The sequence below is a fragment of the Achromobacter sp. ACM01 genome, from assembly GCF_014851745.1.
GTDB lineage: Bacteria > Pseudomonadota > Gammaproteobacteria > Burkholderiales > Burkholderiaceae_B > Achromobacter > Achromobacter aegrifaciens.
Genome location: NZ_JACVAF010000001.1, coordinates 1,372,311 through 1,388,663 on the forward strand (window position 1 = coordinate 1,372,311; position 16,353 = coordinate 1,388,663).

At 67.7% G+C, this 16,353-nt stretch carries 14 protein-coding genes; 7 read left to right on the top strand and 7 right to left on the bottom strand.

The window, feature by feature from the left end; genetic code table 11:
- Positions 1-139 precede the first annotated feature (139 nt).
- Positions 140-517: a DUF4148 domain-containing protein gene (locus IB268_RS06310; protein ID WP_125473156.1), complete on the top strand. Its 378-nt coding sequence runs from the start codon at positions 140-142 to the stop codon at positions 515-517.
- On the opposite strand, the gene IB268_RS06315 is transcribed toward IB268_RS06310, so the two are convergent.
- Entirely contained in the window at positions 510-1,307 is a 798-nt protein-coding gene (locus IB268_RS06315) for a helix-turn-helix domain-containing protein (protein ID WP_054451700.1), read from the bottom strand. The genes IB268_RS06310 and IB268_RS06315 overlap by 8 nt on opposite strands.
- Before the next feature lie 82 nt (positions 1,308-1,389).
- On the opposite strand from IB268_RS06315, the gene IB268_RS06320 reads away from it, so the two are divergent.
- Positions 1,390-2,676: an MFS transporter gene (locus IB268_RS06320; protein WP_125473155.1), complete on the top strand. Its 1,287-nt coding sequence runs from the start codon at positions 1,390-1,392 to the stop codon at positions 2,674-2,676.
- Here IB268_RS06320 and IB268_RS06325 read toward each other — a convergent pair.
- The 3 genes from IB268_RS06325 to IB268_RS06335 all read right to left on the bottom strand — a co-directional run bounded on the left by IB268_RS06325 (position 2,600) and on the right by IB268_RS06335 (position 4,624).
- Entirely contained in the window at positions 2,600-2,929 is a 330-nt protein-coding gene (locus tag IB268_RS06325; protein WP_175180708.1) for a protealysin inhibitor emfourin, read from the bottom strand. The two genes, IB268_RS06320 and IB268_RS06325, sit on opposite strands and share 77 nt — an antisense overlap.
- Entirely contained in the window at positions 2,926-3,990 is a 1,065-nt protein-coding gene (locus IB268_RS06330; RefSeq protein ID WP_192353989.1) for a M4 family metallopeptidase, read from the bottom strand. Before IB268_RS06330 ends, IB268_RS06325 begins: the two co-directional genes overlap by 4 nt.
- Positions 3,991-4,138: 148 nt before the next feature.
- Positions 4,139-4,624, bottom strand: a complete 486-nt coding sequence (locus tag IB268_RS06335; protein ID WP_192353990.1) for an anti-virulence regulator CigR family protein — start codon at positions 4,622-4,624, stop codon at positions 4,139-4,141.
- 290 nt (positions 4,625-4,914) lie between these two features.
- Between IB268_RS06335 and IB268_RS06340 the strand changes: the two genes are divergently transcribed.
- On the top strand, positions 4,915-5,796 hold the full coding sequence (locus IB268_RS06340; RefSeq protein ID WP_119449450.1) for a prohibitin family protein: 882 nt from the start codon (positions 4,915-4,917) through the stop codon (positions 5,794-5,796).
- On the opposite strand, the gene IB268_RS06345 is transcribed toward IB268_RS06340, so the two are convergent.
- A complete protein-coding gene (locus tag IB268_RS06345) occupies positions 5,789-7,894 on the bottom strand; it encodes a PTS sugar transporter subunit IIC/EAL domain-containing protein (protein ID WP_054451694.1) in 2,106 nt (701 codons plus the stop codon). The genes IB268_RS06340 and IB268_RS06345 overlap by 8 nt on opposite strands.
- Before the next feature lie 246 nt (positions 7,895-8,140).
- On the opposite strand from IB268_RS06345, the gene IB268_RS06350 reads away from it, so the two are divergent.
- From IB268_RS06350 to IB268_RS06365, 4 genes are all read left to right on the top strand, one after another.
- On the top strand, positions 8,141-8,383 hold the full coding sequence (locus IB268_RS06350) for a hypothetical protein (protein ID WP_054451693.1): 243 nt from the start codon (positions 8,141-8,143) through the stop codon (positions 8,381-8,383).
- 143 nt (positions 8,384-8,526) lie between these two features.
- Positions 8,527-9,045 (top strand): sigma-70 family RNA polymerase sigma factor, encoded by a 519-nt coding sequence (locus IB268_RS06355; RefSeq protein ID WP_175212511.1) that lies wholly within the window; start codon positions 8,527-8,529, stop codon positions 9,043-9,045.
- Entirely contained in the window at positions 9,015-10,004 is a 990-nt protein-coding gene (locus IB268_RS06360) for a FecR domain-containing protein (protein ID WP_175180710.1), read from the top strand. Before IB268_RS06355 ends, IB268_RS06360 begins: the two co-directional genes overlap by 31 nt.
- A 96-nt stretch (positions 10,005-10,100) precedes the next feature.
- Positions 10,101-12,566: a TonB-dependent receptor gene (locus IB268_RS06365; protein ID WP_175160189.1), complete on the top strand. Its 2,466-nt coding sequence runs from the start codon at positions 10,101-10,103 to the stop codon at positions 12,564-12,566.
- Between the two features lie 6 nt (positions 12,567-12,572).
- Here IB268_RS06365 and IB268_RS06370 read toward each other — a convergent pair whose 3' ends face one another.
- Positions 12,573-13,469 (bottom strand): GntR family transcriptional regulator, encoded by an 897-nt coding sequence (locus IB268_RS06370; protein ID WP_175160187.1) that lies wholly within the window; start codon positions 13,467-13,469, stop codon positions 12,573-12,575.
- Positions 13,466-16,099, bottom strand: a complete 2,634-nt coding sequence (acnA, locus tag IB268_RS06375; protein WP_192353991.1) for an aconitate hydratase AcnA — start codon at positions 16,097-16,099, stop codon at positions 13,466-13,468. The genes IB268_RS06370 and acnA overlap by 4 nt, the downstream gene beginning before the upstream one ends.
- Positions 16,100-16,353 lie beyond the last annotated feature (254 nt).

Sequence of the window (16,353 nt, forward strand, 5' to 3'; positions counted from 1 at the left end):
CGACGCAAGGGTGCGCGGAGCGCTACGCGGGCGTGCGGCGAGGCTTGCGCGGCGGGCAACCTTCGATTGCGCCGCGCGGGATTTATCCCGGCGGGCAGGCGAACGAACATTGCAGCACTCGTTAACCGCAGAGGATTTCATGAATACATTTCGACTCTCCCTACTGGCGCTGAGCATGGCGCTCGTGGGCGCCGCCGCGCATGCCGAAGGCAAGACCCGTGAACAGGTGCGCGCAGAACTGATGGAAGCCAAGGCCGCCGGCCTGGTGACTTACGGCGAACAGCAATACCCGGTGGATCTGCCTCATGTCAGCACCAAGACCCGCCAGCAGGTGCGCGAAGAACTCGACGCCGCGCGCGCGGCCGGCCTGGTCACGTATGGCGAACAGGATTATCCGCCCGCGCTGCCGTCGCAATCGGACAAGACCCGGGACCAGACGGTCGCGGAACTGCGCGAGGCGCGCCTGCGCGGCCAGATGAAATCGGGCGAACTGGACTATCCGCCCGCCGTCAATTGATACCGTCGGCCTTGTCCGCGAAGTAGCGGGCAGGCGTCTTGCCCAGCGTCTTGCGGAACATGGTGATGAAGGCGCTGACGGACTCGTAGCCCAGGTCTTCCGCCGTGCGCTGCACCGAGATGCCCGCGGACAGGCGCTGCAAGGCCTGGATGATGTGCATCTGCTGGCGCCAGCGGCCGAAGCTCATGCCGAGCTCCTGCTGCACCAGGCGCGCCAGCGTGCGTTCGCTCATGGCGACGCGCCTGCCCCATTGCGCCACCGTGCTGCGGTCGGCGGGATCGGCGTGCAGGGCATCGGCGATTTCACGCAGGCGCGGGTGTTCCGAAATGGGCAGGTGCAGTTGTTCGGCCGGCATGCGCGCCAACTGCTCGACCAGCACTTCAGCCAGCTTCCGGTTGGAAGGCGTGGCGGTGTCCTGCGGAGCCAGGTCGGCCAGATAGGCGACCAGTTCGCGCACCAGCGGCGAGATCGCCAACGTGCAGCACTGTCCAGGCAGGCCCGCGGCGTCTGGCGGTACGAACAGGAAACACACCCGGCCGTTCTGCGTGACGCGGTTGCTGTGCGGCACGCCGCCAGGAATCCAGACGCCGCATTGCGGCGGCACCATCCACAGGCCTTGCGGCACGGAGCAGGTCACCCCGCCCTGCAAGGACAGCACCAGCTGTCCCATTGCGTGCCGGTGCGGCGGGGATTCCTGATCGTTCTCGTCCGCGTGCACGCGCATGGCATAGGTCCATTGCGAGTCGATATCGGGGTTGAAGAACGGGGCGGGATCGTCCAGGCGGTGCATTGAATATCACCTTGACCGAATTTAGGGATAATTTGTCATTATGTCGAAATTCGGCGAAGGCGGCGATGCTTAAGCTGATGGCATGAATTCGCATCCCCTTACTTCCAAACGTCCCGCCGGCCATCCCGTGTTGCTGATCGCCGGCATTCTTTGCATGTCCATGGCGCTGCGCGCGCCCATTACCGGCGTGCCGCCGCTGACCGGCATGATCCGCGAGCAGCTGGGGCTGAGCGCCACCGCCGCGGGCATGCTGATCACCTTGCCGCTGCTGGCCTTTGCCGTGGTGTCGCTGTTCGCCGCGGGCCTGGCGCGCCGCCACGGGCTGGAGCGCAGCTTGTTTGCCGCCATGCTGCTGGTCGCGGCGGGCATCGTCGTGCGCACGCTGGGGCCGGCCTGGAGCCTGTTCCTGGGCACCGTGGTCATCGGCGCCGGCATCGCCATCGGCAACGTGCTGTTGCCCAGCCTCTTGAAGCGCGATTTCCCGCAGCAGGTCGCGGGCCTGACCTCGGCCTACGTGCTGACCATGAGCCTGGCCGCGGGGCTGGCGTCCGCCATCGCCATCCCGCTGGCTGGCCTGTCCGACGCGACCTGGCGCTTTTCCTCGGGCTGCCTGCTGGTGGTGCCCGTGCTCAGCGCCTTGCTATGGCTGCCGCAACTGGCCAACCACACCGCGCCTGCGGCATCCACGGCGCATGCGCCGCACGGCCCCCGCTTGTGGCGTTCTGCGCTGGCCTGGCAGGTGACGCTGTTCCTGGGCATCAATTCCTTCGTGTTCTATGTGGGCGTAAGCTGGCTGCCGGCCATTTTGCGCGATGCCGGCTACACGGCGGAACGCGCCGGCGCGCTGCATGGCCTGCTGCAGCTCATGTCGGCCGTCCCGGCCCTGTTCCTCGCTCCGGTGGTGCGGCGCCTGAAGGACCAGCGCGGCGCGGCGTTCTGCTCGGCCGCGGCCTCGTTTGTCGCGTTTGCCGGCCTGATCGTCGCGCCTGGCTGGGCGACGCTGTGGATCGTCCTGATGGGCCTGGGCACGGGCGGCGGCATCATCCTCGGCCTGGCATTCGTGGGCCTGCGCGCCAGCCATGCGCAGCAGGCAGCGGCGCTGTCGGGCATGGCGCAATGCGTGGGCTATCTGTTCGCGGCAAGCGGCCCTGCGCTGGCGGGCACGCTGCATGACACGCAGGGAGACTGGAGCCTGGCGCTGGCCCTGTGCGCGGTCTTGTGCCTGGCGATGGCGGCTACCGGTCTTTACGCGGGCCGCGCCATCCAGATCGGGCAATACCGGGACGCCGCGCTCAAGGCTGTCCGGCCCGGCTTTTCCACAAGCGCACCAGCGGCTCGGGCGCGTCGGTCTCCGGCACGTCGAAGCTGACGTCCGCGACGCCGTCGCCTTCGTACACGACCTCGACGTGGAAGTAGCGCTGGTCGCCGCCCGCCGGTGCGCAGCGCGGAACGGCCACCGGCGCGGCGCGTTGCAGGGCGTCGCAGACCTCCTGCCGCAGGTCCGGCGGGCAGGTGACGAGGTCGATGCTGCGAGGCTGCGCCAATGCGGGCACATAGGCCAGCCCGCCTTCGCGGGTCAGGCGCACCAGCATGGCAAGGTCCAGGGACGGCAGCTCGATCATGTCTGGACTCCCACGCCGGCCCACGCCCGGGCGACGGCGTCGCGCACGGCGGCCTCATGGCGTTCCGCCGCGACGGCCAGTGTCAGTTTCGCGAACTGCACGAAGTCGGCGTCGTGGCGCAGGCGCTTGTCGCACAGCGCGTCGTACCAGACGCGGCCCGCGCCGGCCCACGCGGGGCCTTCCAGCGCTGTGGCCGCCAGATAGAAGGCGCGGTTGAGAATGCCGGAATTGATGTGCACGCCGCCGTTGTCGTTTGGCGTGTCCACGTAGTCGCGCATGTGCGCGGGCTGCGGATCCTTGCCCAGCAGGGGATCGTCGTAGGCGCTGCCGGGCTCCGCCATGGAGCGCAGCGCGCGAGCGCGGATCCTGGGTTTGAACAGCCCGGCGCCCACCAGCCAATCGGCGTCGCGCGCGTCCTGGCCCAGCGTGTGCTGCTTGACCAGCGCGCCGAAGACGTCGCACAGGGATTCGTTCAGGGCGCCGGACTGGCCCTGGTAGAGCAGGGCGGCCTCGGCGTCGATCACGCCATGCGTGAGCTCGTGGCCGATGATGTCCACCGCCACCGTGAAGCGGTTGAACACTTCGCCGTCGCCATCGCCGAATACCATCTGCGCGCCGTTCCAGAAGGCGTTGTCGTAGTCTTCGCCGTAATGCACGGTGCCGACCAGCGGCAGGCCCTGGCCGTCGATGGAGTGGCGCTTGTAGACATCCCAGAACAGCTTGTAGGTCGAGCCCAGATGTTCATAGGCTTCGTCCACTGCCACGTCGCCGCTGGCGGGGGCGCCTTCGGCGCGCACCAGCTTGCCAGGCAGCGTGGTGGTGTTGGCGGCGTCGTGCACGGCGCGCTGGGGTGTGCCGGCGGGCGCCGCCTTCTTGGGGCGGGCTGGCTTGGCGCGCGGCGGCTGCACCGCCATCTCGCGCAGGCTGCGCTGCTGCTGGTCGATGATCAGCGTCTTGACCGCGGGCATGCTGACCCGCGCGTCGGCGTGTTGCGCCAGGCGATCGAGCATGTAGGGGGGGATCACGCCGATCAGCGGCGCGGACTCGGAAGGACGTGGCATGCGCGGTCTCCGTCGTGGGCGCCGGGCCAGGGCCGCGGCGCGAGGCGATTCAACGGTAGCAGATAGATCCGCGGCAGGGACGTAACAGTGTGCGGCCTGATGCTAGGAACTATGGACGCCGCGTGGCGGCGTCCATGACGCGCGGCGCCTAGTTGAACACGCCCGTGAGGACGTCCGCGACGACGGCGGTGGCGATGGCCACGAGGATCAGGTCGCTGCCCGCGACGCGCCATTCGTAGCCCGGGTGCACGGGCAGGCGCGCCAGCATGGGGCCGGGCACCATCTTCTTGGCGATGCCCGGAGGCAGGGGCTTGCCGCGCGCCAGGTTCTTGCGTATGCCCGGCGGCAGCGAGCCATAGCCCGTCGCCCCGGCCTGCACGGCATAGCCGCGCGCGGTGGAAACGGTGATGCCCGCGGTGCTGAGCGTGACGCTGACGCCGCCGTCCTGGCTCTGCTGGCCCTTGTTCTTGCCATTGCCATTGCCATTGCCATTGCCATTGCCGTTGCCGTTGCCGTTGCCTTGGCCCGCGTGATCCGGCTTGCCTTTGCCCTCGGGCGGCGCGGCCTGGGCTGGCGCGCCGAGCGCGGCGGCACAGGCAAGGATGGCAATGATCATTGAGGGTGTGCGGTGCATGGTTGCGGCTCCTGCAGTGTAGAGGTGCCTAGCGTAGCGCTGTCGTTGGACTCGCGCCACTGTCTGTTGCCGTCGCCATCGCAACAATCGCCACAATTCGTTTGATGTTCCACTCGCGATAGAATCCCCTGCTTATTTTCCGGGGGGGAACGCACGATGAGGTATTTCCTGATCTTGGTTGGGGCGGCCGTGGTCGCTTATTTGCTGGCGCGCGGCATCGCCGCCGTGCTCTCGGACCGTAAACGTTCAAAATCAGAAAGGGATTCGAAGTGAAGCCGACAGATATCCAGATGGTCAAGACGATTGGTGCCGTAAAGCCGCGTAGTTTCAAGATCGCGTTGATCACGGCGGTGTTGTTTTTGCTGATCCTGTTCCTGGCTTTCGATTCCTGGTTCCAGGTCGATCAGGGCGAGCGCGGCGTGGTGCTGCGCAACGGCAAGCTGGTGCGCGTGTCGGAGCCGGGCCTGGACTTCAAGACCCCGTTCATCGACAACGTGATGACGGTGTCGGTGCGCGACCACACGTTCGTGTTTGAAAAGCTGGAAGCCTACAGCTATGACCAACAGCCGGCCACGCTACGCGTGTCGGTGACCTATCGCGTGCCGCCCGAGCACGTGGCCGAGCTGTACTCGGAGTACGGCACCATCAGCAATCTGCAGATGCGCGTGCTGGAGCGCAAGACGCCGGATTCGGTGAAGAACGTGTTCGGCCAGTACACCGCGGTGCGCGCCATCCAGGAACGCCAGAAGCTGGGCCAGGACGTGAACACTGCCGTGCTCAAGACGATGGAAGGCGCGCCGGTGCAGGTGGTGGGCGTGCAGATCGAGGAAGTCGGCTTCTCGCAGGCCTATGAGCATTCGATCGAACAGCGCATGCTGGCGCAGGTGCAGATCGAGACGACCCGCCAGCAGAAGGAAACGGCGATGATCAACGCCGAAATCCAGGTGGTGAAGGCCAAGGCGGAAGCCGACGCGCGCCGCCAGCAGTTCACGGCCGAGGCCGACGGCATCCGCATGCGCGGCGACGCCGAAGCGGCCGCGATCCGCGCCAAGGCCGAGGCCCTGGCCGCCAACACCAATCTTGTGAGCTTGAACGCGGTGGAGAAGTGGGACGGCGTGCTGCCGACCACGCAGGTGCCGAACGCGGCCCTGCCGTTCATCGGCATCAAGTAGGCGCCGCGGGCGCAGGCTGCGCCCGCAGCGGCGGTGCAGCCTGACGCTGCCGCGCGTAGTCCATGAGGCTGTCGCCCGACAATGCCTTGCTGTAGTACCACCCCTGCACGACGATCTCGGCGGGGGATTCCAGCGCCATCAGCTGCTGGTCCGTTTCCACGCCTTCCACCACGATCTGCAGGTTCAGCGCTTCGCAAAAGCGCAGCAGGCCGTTCAGCACCAGCGCGCCGCGGGCGCTGTCTTGCGCCACGACGAAGCTGCGGTCGATCTTGACCGCGTCGATTTCGAACTGGTGCAGATAGCTCAGGGCGGAATAGCCGGTGCCGAAATCATCGATGTAGATACGGGCGCCTATTGCGTGCAGGCGGTCGAAGGCGGTGTGCAGCGCCTGCGTGTCCTCCACCAGCGCGTCCTCGGTCAGCTCGACCGAGACCTGGCCGCCAGCCTGCGCCAGCACCTTGATCAGTTTCTCCAGGTAGTCGCCGGACGTCAGCGTGCCGGCCGTGACGTTGATGGTCATCGGCAAGGCGAAGTCGCGCTTGCGCCATTGCAGGCATTGCTGCACGGCCTGCCTGGCCACCCACAGGTCCACCTCCCGCATCAGGTCGGCCTGCGCCAGCCAGCGCAGGAATTCCACCGGCGTTTGCCGCGCGCCGTCGGGGCCGGTGGCGCGCAGCAGCGCTTCGCAGCCCGTGCACAGGCCACTGCGCAATGACACCTGCGGCTGGAACTCCAGATGGAAGTCGTATTGGCTGATGGCGCGGATGCGGGTGTTTTCGGCGTTGCGGCGCGCGCGGTCGGCGTAGGTCTGCACCACGGGATCGTGCGCGTACAGCAGCGATTCTTCTTGCAACCGGGTGAAGGTCGTGTCCAGCGATTTGAAGTAGACGGTGGCGCTTTCCTGGCGCTGTCGCTCCAGCGCGACGACAAAGGGCGCGTACAAACACGCGCCCAGCGCCACCAGCACCAGCTGCAGCGCCACGCCGCCCAGGCTGCCGCCGGCCGCGATGTAGGCGTTGAACAGCACCGGTGAGGTCAGCGGCAGGGTCGTCGTCGCGGAAGGCAGCCAGCCCAGCTGCACGACGGCCAAAGCGAGGATGGCGTTGGTCACCGGCGCCAGGATGAACGGCGCCAGCAGGCGCGGATTCAGGATCAGGGGCAGCCCGAACAGCAGGATTTCATTCACGTTCAGCAGCGCCACTGGCAGGCTGGCCAGCGCCAGCAGGCGCAGCGATTCGCCGCGCGCAAACACCAGCATGGCCACCGCCAGCGACAGCGTCGCGCCCGATCCGCCGATGAAGACGAAAGCGCCCAGAAGGGTGCTGTTCAAGGCATACATGCCTTCGTAGCCGGCGGACTGGGTGGCGGCATTCAGCATGACCGCCTGGTCCATGACGCTCATCAGGGGAGCCAGCGCGTGGTAGCCGTGTATGCCGAAGAACCACAGCAGGGAATTCAGGCCGGCGACCAGCGCGCCCGAGGTGAAGGGGCTGTCCAGCGAGGCCAGGCTCAAGGGGATGTTGAATTGCGCCACGGCGGGAATCTGCAGCGCGGCGGACAACGCCAGCACGACCAGGGTGGCCGTCAGCAGGCCCGGCACGACCATGTTCAGCGTGTCGCGGACGTTTTCGCTGATAACGCCGTCGGGCGCCAGCTGGGTCCAGCGGCGGCGGTGCAGCCACGCCATCAATGGCACGGTCAACAAGGGCGAAACGATGGCGATGAACAGAACCAGGGTGGCGGCGGCCTGGGGGTAGGGCGCCATCAGGCCGTCGGCGATCATCACGTAGGACAGGCACAGGAACGCGGTGGGCAGATGCGGCACCCGGTGGCGGAACGACAGCATGTAGCCGATGGATGTGCCGGCCAGGATAGGCATGAGGTTCGTCAGCTTGTCGTGGACGGCGGTCAGCAGTTCCACGACGGTGGCTGGCAGGCCCAGTTGCCGGGCGACGACGGACAGCACCAGGAACAGCGCCGTGACCAGCAGGCACGGCAGGGTCCAGAGCAGGCCCTCGCGTATGGCGCGCAGCGCGCTCGCGCCCGCCAGCGCAGCCAGCCGATCTTTTGGATAACGCATCAGGGCCAGTTTCGGCATGGCGGTTCGCCCAATAGTCCGTGCAAGCGAAGACCCCCGCTCCCGTGTTTGTAAGAATATTTTGCTACATCCTAGCCCCGCTTTTCCCGGTTTAGCAATCGACGCCTAACAGAATGTCAGGGATTCCCCTCTATCAAGAATTGCAAAGCGGGCGCAAGGTGGCAGCACAGGTACACGGGGACGCTATACGATCAAGCGTCGTTCGCCCGGTGGCGGGACTACAAGCTTCAGAAAGAGGAGACGTGGATGTCTCAGTTGGATTGGACGTCCGGCGATACCAAGCCGGACCGGCAGGGGTACTACGAAACGCGATACGACACAGGATGCACGGCCATCACGCTGTACAGCGTGCTGGGTTGGATGCCGGTGAAAACGCCCGGCAACATGGTGAGCTGGCGCCCTTTGCCGCCAGCCGTCGAAAGACAGGAAGCCGAGCGCCACATCCAGGAACTGCGAGAGGCGCAAAGCCACGTTCCCATGGATTACTGACGGGATAGGCAGGCCTGTCCGCTACCAAGCATTACCCGTGCGGCGCCTGGCATGCCGCTGTAGCCGCGGGCGCGTCCATGGCGGGCGCGGGGATACGCTAGAATATAAATAGTTCCTATTTAGATTCTATAGCCAGGTGCGCCTTGCCTACGTCCGACTCGCCGCCCGCCGATCCCGTCGCGCAACTCTATCGTGACCATCACGGCTGGCTGTCGGTCTGGTTGCGCAGGAAGCTGGGCAATTCTTTCGACGCGGCGGATCTGGCCCACGATACCTTCGTGCGGCTGATGGCCGGGCGGCGCAGGACGGACGCGGGCGCCGAGCCGCGCGCGTTGCTGACCCACATTGCGAAGGGCTTGGTGGTGGACCACTGGCGCCGGCGGGCGCTGGAAGAGGCCTATCTGGCCGCGCTGGCGCAATTGCCCGAGCAGCAGGCGCCTTCGCCCGAAGCGCGCGCCCTGATTTTGGAAACCTTGCGCGCCATCGATACGGCGTTGCGGACGCTGTCCGCCAAAACGCGCGAGATCTTCCTGATGTCGCAGTTCGACGGCATGGGCTACGACGCGATCGCGCAAAGCCTGGGCGTGTCGCTGTCCACGGTCAAGCGCCATGTGCAGGCGGCGCTGGCCGCATGCCTGATCGCAAGCCAGGCCGACGCGTGATCGATCCCGCCATCCTGAAGGAAGCGGCCGGCTGGCTGGTGCGCTTCCAATCCGAGACCTTGTCGCCGGCGGACTGCGAGTCCTTCGACCGCTGGCGCGGCCGTAGCGCCGCGCACGCCGCGGCCTGGCAGCGTGCCGAAGAAATGCTGCGCGGATTCGGCCAGGTGCCGCCGCGTGTCGCCGCCGATACCTTGCGGCGGCTGGATCGCCCGCGACGCCGGCAGGCGCTGCGGGCGCTGGCTGGCCTGCTGGTGCTGGGACCGGCGGCCTGGCTGGCCGGACGCGAGCTGCCCTGGCGCGAATGGAGCGCGGATGCGCGCACTGCGACGGGCGAACAGCGCCGCATGAACCTGACCGACGGCACGCAGCTGGTGCTCAACACGGCCAGCGCGGTCGATATCGAATACACCGCCAGGCAGCGCACGTTGTGGCTACGGGCGGGCGAAATCCTGTTGACCACGGGCCGCGACTCGCCACAGCTGCAGCGGCCCTTTGTCGTCCAGACCGCGCAAGGCGCGATACGCGCGCTGGGCACGCGGTTCCTGGTGCGCGACGAAGGCGACGCCGTGCGCGTGGCGGTGTTCGAGGGCGCAGTGGAGATCCGGCCCAAGTCGGCGGGGGCCGGCGCCACGGTGCTGCCGGCCGGGCAGCAGACCGTCTTCAATGGGCGCGAGGTGCGGCCCCAGGCGGCGGTGGACGCCACGGCCGCCTCATGGGAGCAGGGCATGCTCGCCGTGCGCGACTGGCGCCTGGCGGACCTGGTGGATGAGCTGGGCCGGTATCGCCGCGGCGTGTTGCGCTGTGATCCGGCGGTGGCAGGGCTGCGGGTATCGGGGGCATTTCCCTTGAACGACACCGATGCCAGCTTGCGGTTGCTGGAAAAGACCCTGCCCGTGAGAGTGAGCCGGATCACGCCGTACTGGACCACGGTTGCCGCCCGCGCCGGCGTTACAAATTAATCTCAGTCGGGCTGAACCTTTTTTCCGCTTCGTCCGGTGTACCGGGTGAACCGCCGCGTATCGCGCGCCACCCAGACCCTTACGAAGGATAGCTTCATGGTTTCCCGAATCTCCCGTCCGCCATGCCCGGCCCGTGGAACAGCTGTCCTGCCGCCGCTGGCGGCGCTGCTGCGGGCCGCCGGCATGGGCTTGGCCCTGCTGGCTGGGGCGGGGACCACGCCGCCAGCGCTGGCCGCCGACGCCGTCAGCGCGGCGGCGCGCAAGTCCTACGCGATCCCGGCAGGCCCGCTGGGCGATGCGCTGGCCCGGTTCGCCGCCGTCGCGGGCGTGCCGCTGTCGTTCGATCCGGCCATGGTGGCGGGACTGCACAGCAACGGACTGGACGGCGACTACACCGTGAAGGAAGGCTTTTCCCGTTTGCTGTCGGGGTCGGGCTATGGCTTGTCGGAGCAGGGCGGCGGCGCCTATTCGCTGCGCAAGCTGCCGTCGGGGTCCGACGAGTCGGCCACCGTGCTGCCCGCGGTCACCGTCGCCGGCGCCGCTGCGGCTCCCTTCGCGCTGCCGGCGGAGTACGAGGGCGGCCAGGTGGCCAGGGGCGGACGCCTGGGCCTGCTGGGCAACCGCGATGTGATGGATACGCCGTTCAACGTCACCAACTACACCTCGGACCTGTTGGCGAACCGTCAGGCGGTCACGCTGGCCGACGCGCTGAACGTTGAACCCTCGGTGCGTTTCACCGGACAGATCGGCGGCGTGACCGACTCGTTCTACATCCGGGGCTTTCCCATCGGCGAAGGCAACTTGGGCGAAATCGCCTTTGACGGGGTTTATGGCGTGGCGCCCAACTATCACGTCTTCACCGACTACATCGAGCGGGTCGAAGTGCTGAAAGGGCCGGCCGCGCTGCTGTACGGCATGTCGCCCAACAGCGGCGTGGGCGGCGTGATCAACATGGTGCCCAAGCGGGCGCTGCCGCAGGACCTGAGCCGCGTGTCCGCCGACTATGTGGGCGACTCGCAATTCGGCGCGCGCGCGGACCTGAGCCGTCGCTTCGGCAAGGACGGGGAATGGGGCGTGCGCGTCAACGGCATGCACCGCCAGGGCGATACGCCGCTGGACAATCTGTATTCGCGCACCGACATCGGCGCGCTGTCGCTGGACTACCAGGGCGAGCGGCTGCGCGCCTCGCTGGACCTGCTGACGCAGAATGAAAAGATCGACGCGCCCACGCGGCCGTTCCTGGTGGCCGCCGGCATCGACGTGCCGCATGCGGCAGATGGACGGCGCAACGCCACCCAGCCCTGGGGCTGGTGGAAGTCAGACGGGCAATCGGCCCTGCTGCGGGTCGAGTACGACATCAGCGACCGCTTGACGGTATTCGCCGACGCGGGCGGCTCGGACACGAACGTGGCGCGTCTGTCGGACCAGACGCCCACCATCGTCAACGCGGCGGGGGACACGGTGGTCACGCCGAACAACTTCAGGTTCGAAGTCAACCGCAGCACCTACAACGCAGGCCTGCGCGCCAAGCTGGACACAGGCCCGGTGCGCCATGCCATCAGCTTCATGGGCAGCCTGTACAGCGACCGGAATTCGCAGGCCAGCGTGACGGGTACGCCGCTCACGTCGAACATCTACCATCCGATCACGCGGCCGCAGCAAGATATCCCGGCGCCGGCCAACGTGCCCAAGATTTCCTCGTCCGATCTTTCCGGCCTGGCGCTGGCCGATACGCTCAGCATCCTGGACGAGCGCGCGCAGCTTACGCTGGGCGTGCGCCAGCAGCGCATCCAATCCCGCAATTTCAATGCCACGACCGGCGCGCGCACCGTCAGCTATGACGAAAGCGCGACCACGCCGCTGGCGGGCATCGTCATCAAGCCCTGGAGCAATGTCTCGCTGTATGCCAACTACATCGAAGGCCTGAGCAAGGGCGACGTGGCGCCGGCCACCGCCTCCAACGCCGGCCAGGTGTTCAAGCCCTACAAGGCCCGGCAGAAGGAAGTGGGCGTGAAGGTGGACCTGGACAGCGCCATGCTGACCCTGAGCGCGTTCGAGATCACCAAGCCCAGCGGCCAGTTGACCAACGGCGTGTACGGCGCGGACAGCGAGCAGCGCAATCGGGGCCTGGAACTGAACCTGGCCGGCGAACCGTGGCGCGGCCTGCGCCTGCTGGGCGGCGTGACCTGGCTGGACGCGGAGCTGACGCGCGCCGGCAATAGTGCTTTGGTCGGCAACCGGCCGGTGGGCGTGCCCAAGGTGTCGGTGAACCTGGGCGCGGAATGGGATACGCCTTGGGTCGCGGGCCTGACCCTGACCGGCAGCGTGATGCACACCGGCAGCGAATACATCAATCAGGCCAATACCCAGTCGGTGCCATCGTGGACCACCTTCGATCTGGGCGCACGCTATGCCACCAAGGTCTATGGCAAGGACCTCACGCTGCGGGCCAACGTGGTGAACGTGTTCAACAAGGCTTACTGGTCGGGAGTGGCCTCGTATGGCACGATCTCCCAAGGGGTGCCGCGCACGTTGATGCTATCCGCGTCGATGGACTTCTGACCGGCGCTAGGACGCCAGCAGCCCGCTGATGCGGGCCAGGTTGTCCAGCGTGCTGCGCAGGTGCTCCGCCAGCTGCGCCGCGGCCTCTTCGTTGCGTTCGTGTTCCAGCAGGTCCAGGATGGCCAGGTGCTGTTCGCAATGCTGCTTGTAGCGGCTGCGGTCTTGCATGGATCGGTACGAAAGCAGCCGGCGCACGCGGTTCACCCGCTTGATCGCGTCGATGAAGAAGGGATTGCCCGAGGCCTCCACCAGAGATTCATGGAAGCGTACGCCGCGCTCGTGCAGTTGGTCGGCGGTGTCGGTGGCGATGCCGCCGTCCAGCAGGTGCTTTTCGGCCGCGCGGCAACGCGCCAGCACCTGTTTGTCGATGTGAAATCCCGGTTCGAGCAGCGCGGCCGGTTCCAGCGCCAGCCGCAGGCGGTAGGACTGCAGCAGGCTGTCAGGGGTGGTCATCATGGATGAAAATTCCCAGCCATAGCCGGGCCGCCGCTCTGCCCAGCCTTCCTGCGCGATGCGGCCCAGCAGGGCTTGGGTCTGCGCCGCCGTCAGGCCATAGCGGGCGCGCAGCAGCGCTTCGCTGCATTGCATGGGCAGTTCGCCGCGCAGCAGTTCATCGGCCAGCTTGAAGTAGCTGTGCGTGACGATGTCGTCGACGGAGGGCGGCGCCAGGTCCCCGTGCAAGTCCGCCAGCGCGGCGTGATCCCGTTCCAGGAAGTAGCCGCGGTTGGGCTTGCGCGAGACGATGCCGCGTTGCTCCAGGATGCCCAGCGCGTCGTTGACCGGCGAGCGCGACAGGCGCAGCCGGTCGGCGATCTTCTGCGCGGTCAGGTGCGCGCCCGCGGGCAGGCGGTCTGCCTGGATCAGCGCCAGGATTTTCGCGGCGGTATTGGATTGGGCGCTCATGCGTTGCGGACGGCGGAATGGATGGTGTCCGAGAGGATAGCGGGAATGACGCCGCCCATGCGCAGCAGCCTGACTTCCAGCCGGGTCTCGACCGCCGCCGTCGCCTGTAGCGTCTCGGCGGTGCCGCCGGCGCGCAGGAGGCGCACGGCCACGGGCATGCGCGGCGTCAGCGCGGCGGCCGGGGCATCGATCTCGATCCGGTCGCCGGGCCGGATGCGCAGCGTTGCCGGCGTGACGCCGGCGGGCAGGCGCAAGGGCAGGATGCCCATGCCGATCAGGTTGGAGCGGTGGATGCGTTCGAAGCTGACCGCCAGCACGCAGCGGATGCCCAGCAGGCGCTGTCCTTTGGCGGCCCAGTCGCGCGAGGAACCCGTGCCATAGCGTTCGCCTGCCACCAGGACCACGGGCTGGCCGGCCCGGGCGTAGCGGCCGGCGGCCTCCCAGATCGGCTCCACCCGGCCGCTGGGCGCATGCAGGGTGTGGCCAACCGGCGCTTCGGGTATGAGCAGATTGACGAGGCTCTTGCTGTAGAACGCGGCGCGCAGCATGACCTGCCAGTTGCCGCGGCGCGATGCGAAGACGTTCAGGTCGTTGCGGTCGTCGCCGCGTTCGACCAGGAAGTCGGCGATCAGGCTGTCCGGCGGAATGGCGCTGGCGGGCGACAGGTGATCGGTGGTCACGTCGTCGCCCAGCACCAGCAGGGGATGCGCGGTGTAGCGGCCCAACTGGCCGGCCGCTTCGGTGCTGGCGAACGGCGGGCGGCGCAGCGCGGTGGAGGCGGGGTCCCAGGGAAAGCGCGCCGAGTCCGGCGATTGCAGCGCATGCCATGCCGGGTTGGCGCTGGCGATCCGGAAGGCCTGGCGGTAATCGGCGGGCTGCTGGCCGGCGGCCAGCGCGGCGTCTATCTCCGCGTCGTCAGGCCAGAGCTCGCGCAGATGGATGGCGCGGCCGTCGGGGGCGGTCTGCACGGGTTCGCAGCTCAGGTCGCGTTCGGCGTCGCCCGCCAACGCGTAGGCGATGACCAGCGCCGGCGACATGAGAAAGCCCAGGTCCAGGTCCGGATGGATGCGGCCAGCGAAATTGCGGTTGCCGGACAGCACCGCCACGGGATGGACCGCGCCCGCCGCCATGGCCGCGCGCACGGGCTCGGGGAGGGGGCCGGAATTGCCGATGCAGGTGGTGCAGCCGTAGCCCACGATGTCGAAGCCCACGGCGGCCAGATCTTCCAGCAGCCCAGCGCGCGCGAGATACGCCGCCGCCGCGGGCGAGCCGGGAGCCAATGAGGTTTTCACCCAGGCGGGCACGCGCAGGCCGGCCTGGCGCGCCTTGCGGGCCAGCAGGCCAGCTGCGGACAGCAGCCGTGGATCCGAGGTATTGGTGCAGCTGGTGATGGCTGCGATCGCCACGGCGTAGCGGGGCAGGCCGCGCGCAGGGACCGCCGGCGCGTCCGCCAAGCCGGCCAGGATGGCCTTGGTGTGTCCGTAGGGATGCAGATCCTGCGGCCGACGCGGCCCGGCCACATGCATCTGCACGCGGTCCAGCGCGATGTCGACGACGCGGGTGTAGCGCGGCGCGGCAGCGGGGTCATAGGCGATGCCGGCGCGCTCGGCGTAGGCCTGTACCTGCGCGATCAGCGTCTCGGGCCGGCCCGTCTGGCGCAGATAGGCCAGCGTCTGCCTGTCGATGGGGAAGTAGCCCGTGGTGGCGCCGTACTCGGGCGCCATGTTGGCCACCACGCAGCGGCTGCCGGCCGGCAGCGTGGCCACGCCGGGTCCGAAGAACTCCACGAATTCGCCGGACACCTGGATCTCGCGCAGGCGCTGCGTCACGGTCAGCGCCAGGTCGGTCGCGCTGACTCCCGCGCTCAGCGCGCCGGTCAGCCGCACGCCGATCACGTCCGGAATGCGCAGCAGCGTGGGCATGCCGAACATCACCGTCTGCGCCTCCAGGCCGCCCACGCCCCAGCCCAGCACGCCGATGCCGTTGACCATGGGCGTGTGGCTGTCGGTACCTATCATCATGTCCGGATGCAGCGCGATGCCGTCGGCCTCTTCCTGCCCGCAAACCACGGTCGCCAGCTGTTCCAGGTTGATGGTGTGCATGATGCCGGTGCCTGGCGGATGGATGCGCACATTGGACAGGGCCTTGGATGCCCAGCGCAGGAAGCGGTAGCGCTCGGCGTTGCGGCGCAGCTCCAGGTCCAGATTCAATTCCGCGGCGTCGGCGCGCGCATAGGACTGCACCGCCAGCGAATGGTCTACCGACACGTCCACGGGCAGCACGGGATTCAGCGCGGAAGGATCCACGCCGGCCTCGGCCAGCGCATCGCGCATCGCGGCGATGTCGACCAGGGCCGGGGTGCTGGTGGTGTCGTGCATCAGCACGCGTCCGGGCTGGAAGGCGATCTCGGCTTCGCTGGTGCCGTGCTCCAGCCAGCCGAACAGCGCCGCGGCGGCCGCGTCGCGCTCCGCGTCGTGCATGTTGCGCAGCGCGTTTTCCAGCAGCAGCCGCAGCACTACGGGCAGGCGGAAGTACTGGGCGCCGTACATGCCGGGCAGGTCCAGGCAGGTATGGAGGACGCCATTGAGGGTGAAGGCGGCGTGGCGGGGCGTGACGGCAGGGATATGCATGACCGTCATTTTGCATATTGAATTGTCAAAATGCAATTATAGAAAACTGGGACGGATGGTTTGAGGTTCCGCGCCGAAGTCGCCTGGAGCCCGTCCGTCGCGGGCTCAGCGCATGACGGCGTCCAGTGCGCTCGGCGCCGGCGGGATCATGGCCCGCCGTTGCGGATCAGGTCTGTCGGAATTTGATGCCAGGCGAGCCTCCTGCGTCGCGCAGGAGGCCTGCAGTATGCTTACCGGCTTCATGGACATTCCCG

Bases quoted from the DNA above. Each gene is read 5' to 3' on its own strand.
- IB268_RS06340 (WP_119449450.1), top strand. From the start codon at position 4,915: ATGGTCAAGACGATTGGTGCCGTAAAGCCGCGTAGTTTCAAGATCGCG.
- IB268_RS06335 (WP_192353990.1), bottom strand. From the start codon at position 4,624: ATGCACCGCACACCCTCAATGATCATTGCCATCCTTGCCTGTGCCGCC.
- IB268_RS06325 (WP_175180708.1), bottom strand. From the start codon at position 2,929: ATGATCGAGCTGCCGTCCCTGGACCTTGCCATGCTGGTGCGCCTGACC.
- IB268_RS06365 (WP_175160189.1), top strand. From the start codon at position 10,101: ATGGTTTCCCGAATCTCCCGTCCGCCATGCCCGGCCCGTGGAACAGCT.
- IB268_RS06345 (WP_054451694.1), bottom strand. From the start codon at position 7,894: ATGCCGAAACTGGCCCTGATGCGTTATCCAAAAGATCGGCTGGCTGCG.
- IB268_RS06320 (WP_125473155.1), top strand. From the start codon at position 1,390: ATGAATTCGCATCCCCTTACTTCCAAACGTCCCGCCGGCCATCCCGTG.
- IB268_RS06360 (WP_175180710.1), top strand. From the start codon at position 9,015: ATGCCTGATCGCAAGCCAGGCCGACGCGTGATCGATCCCGCCATCCTG.
- IB268_RS06315 (WP_054451700.1), bottom strand. From the start codon at position 1,307: ATGCACCGCCTGGACGATCCCGCCCCGTTCTTCAACCCCGATATCGAC.
- acnA (WP_192353991.1), bottom strand. From the start codon at position 16,099: ATGCATATCCCTGCCGTCACGCCCCGCCACGCCGCCTTCACCCTCAAT.
- IB268_RS06330 (WP_192353989.1), bottom strand. From the start codon at position 3,990: ATGCCACGTCCTTCCGAGTCCGCGCCGCTGATCGGCGTGATCCCCCCC.
- IB268_RS06370 (WP_175160187.1), bottom strand. From the start codon at position 13,469: ATGAGCGCCCAATCCAATACCGCCGCGAAAATCCTGGCGCTGATCCAG.
- IB268_RS06350 (WP_054451693.1), top strand. From the start codon at position 8,141: ATGTCTCAGTTGGATTGGACGTCCGGCGATACCAAGCCGGACCGGCAG.
- IB268_RS06310 (WP_125473156.1), top strand. From the start codon at position 140: ATGAATACATTTCGACTCTCCCTACTGGCGCTGAGCATGGCGCTCGTG.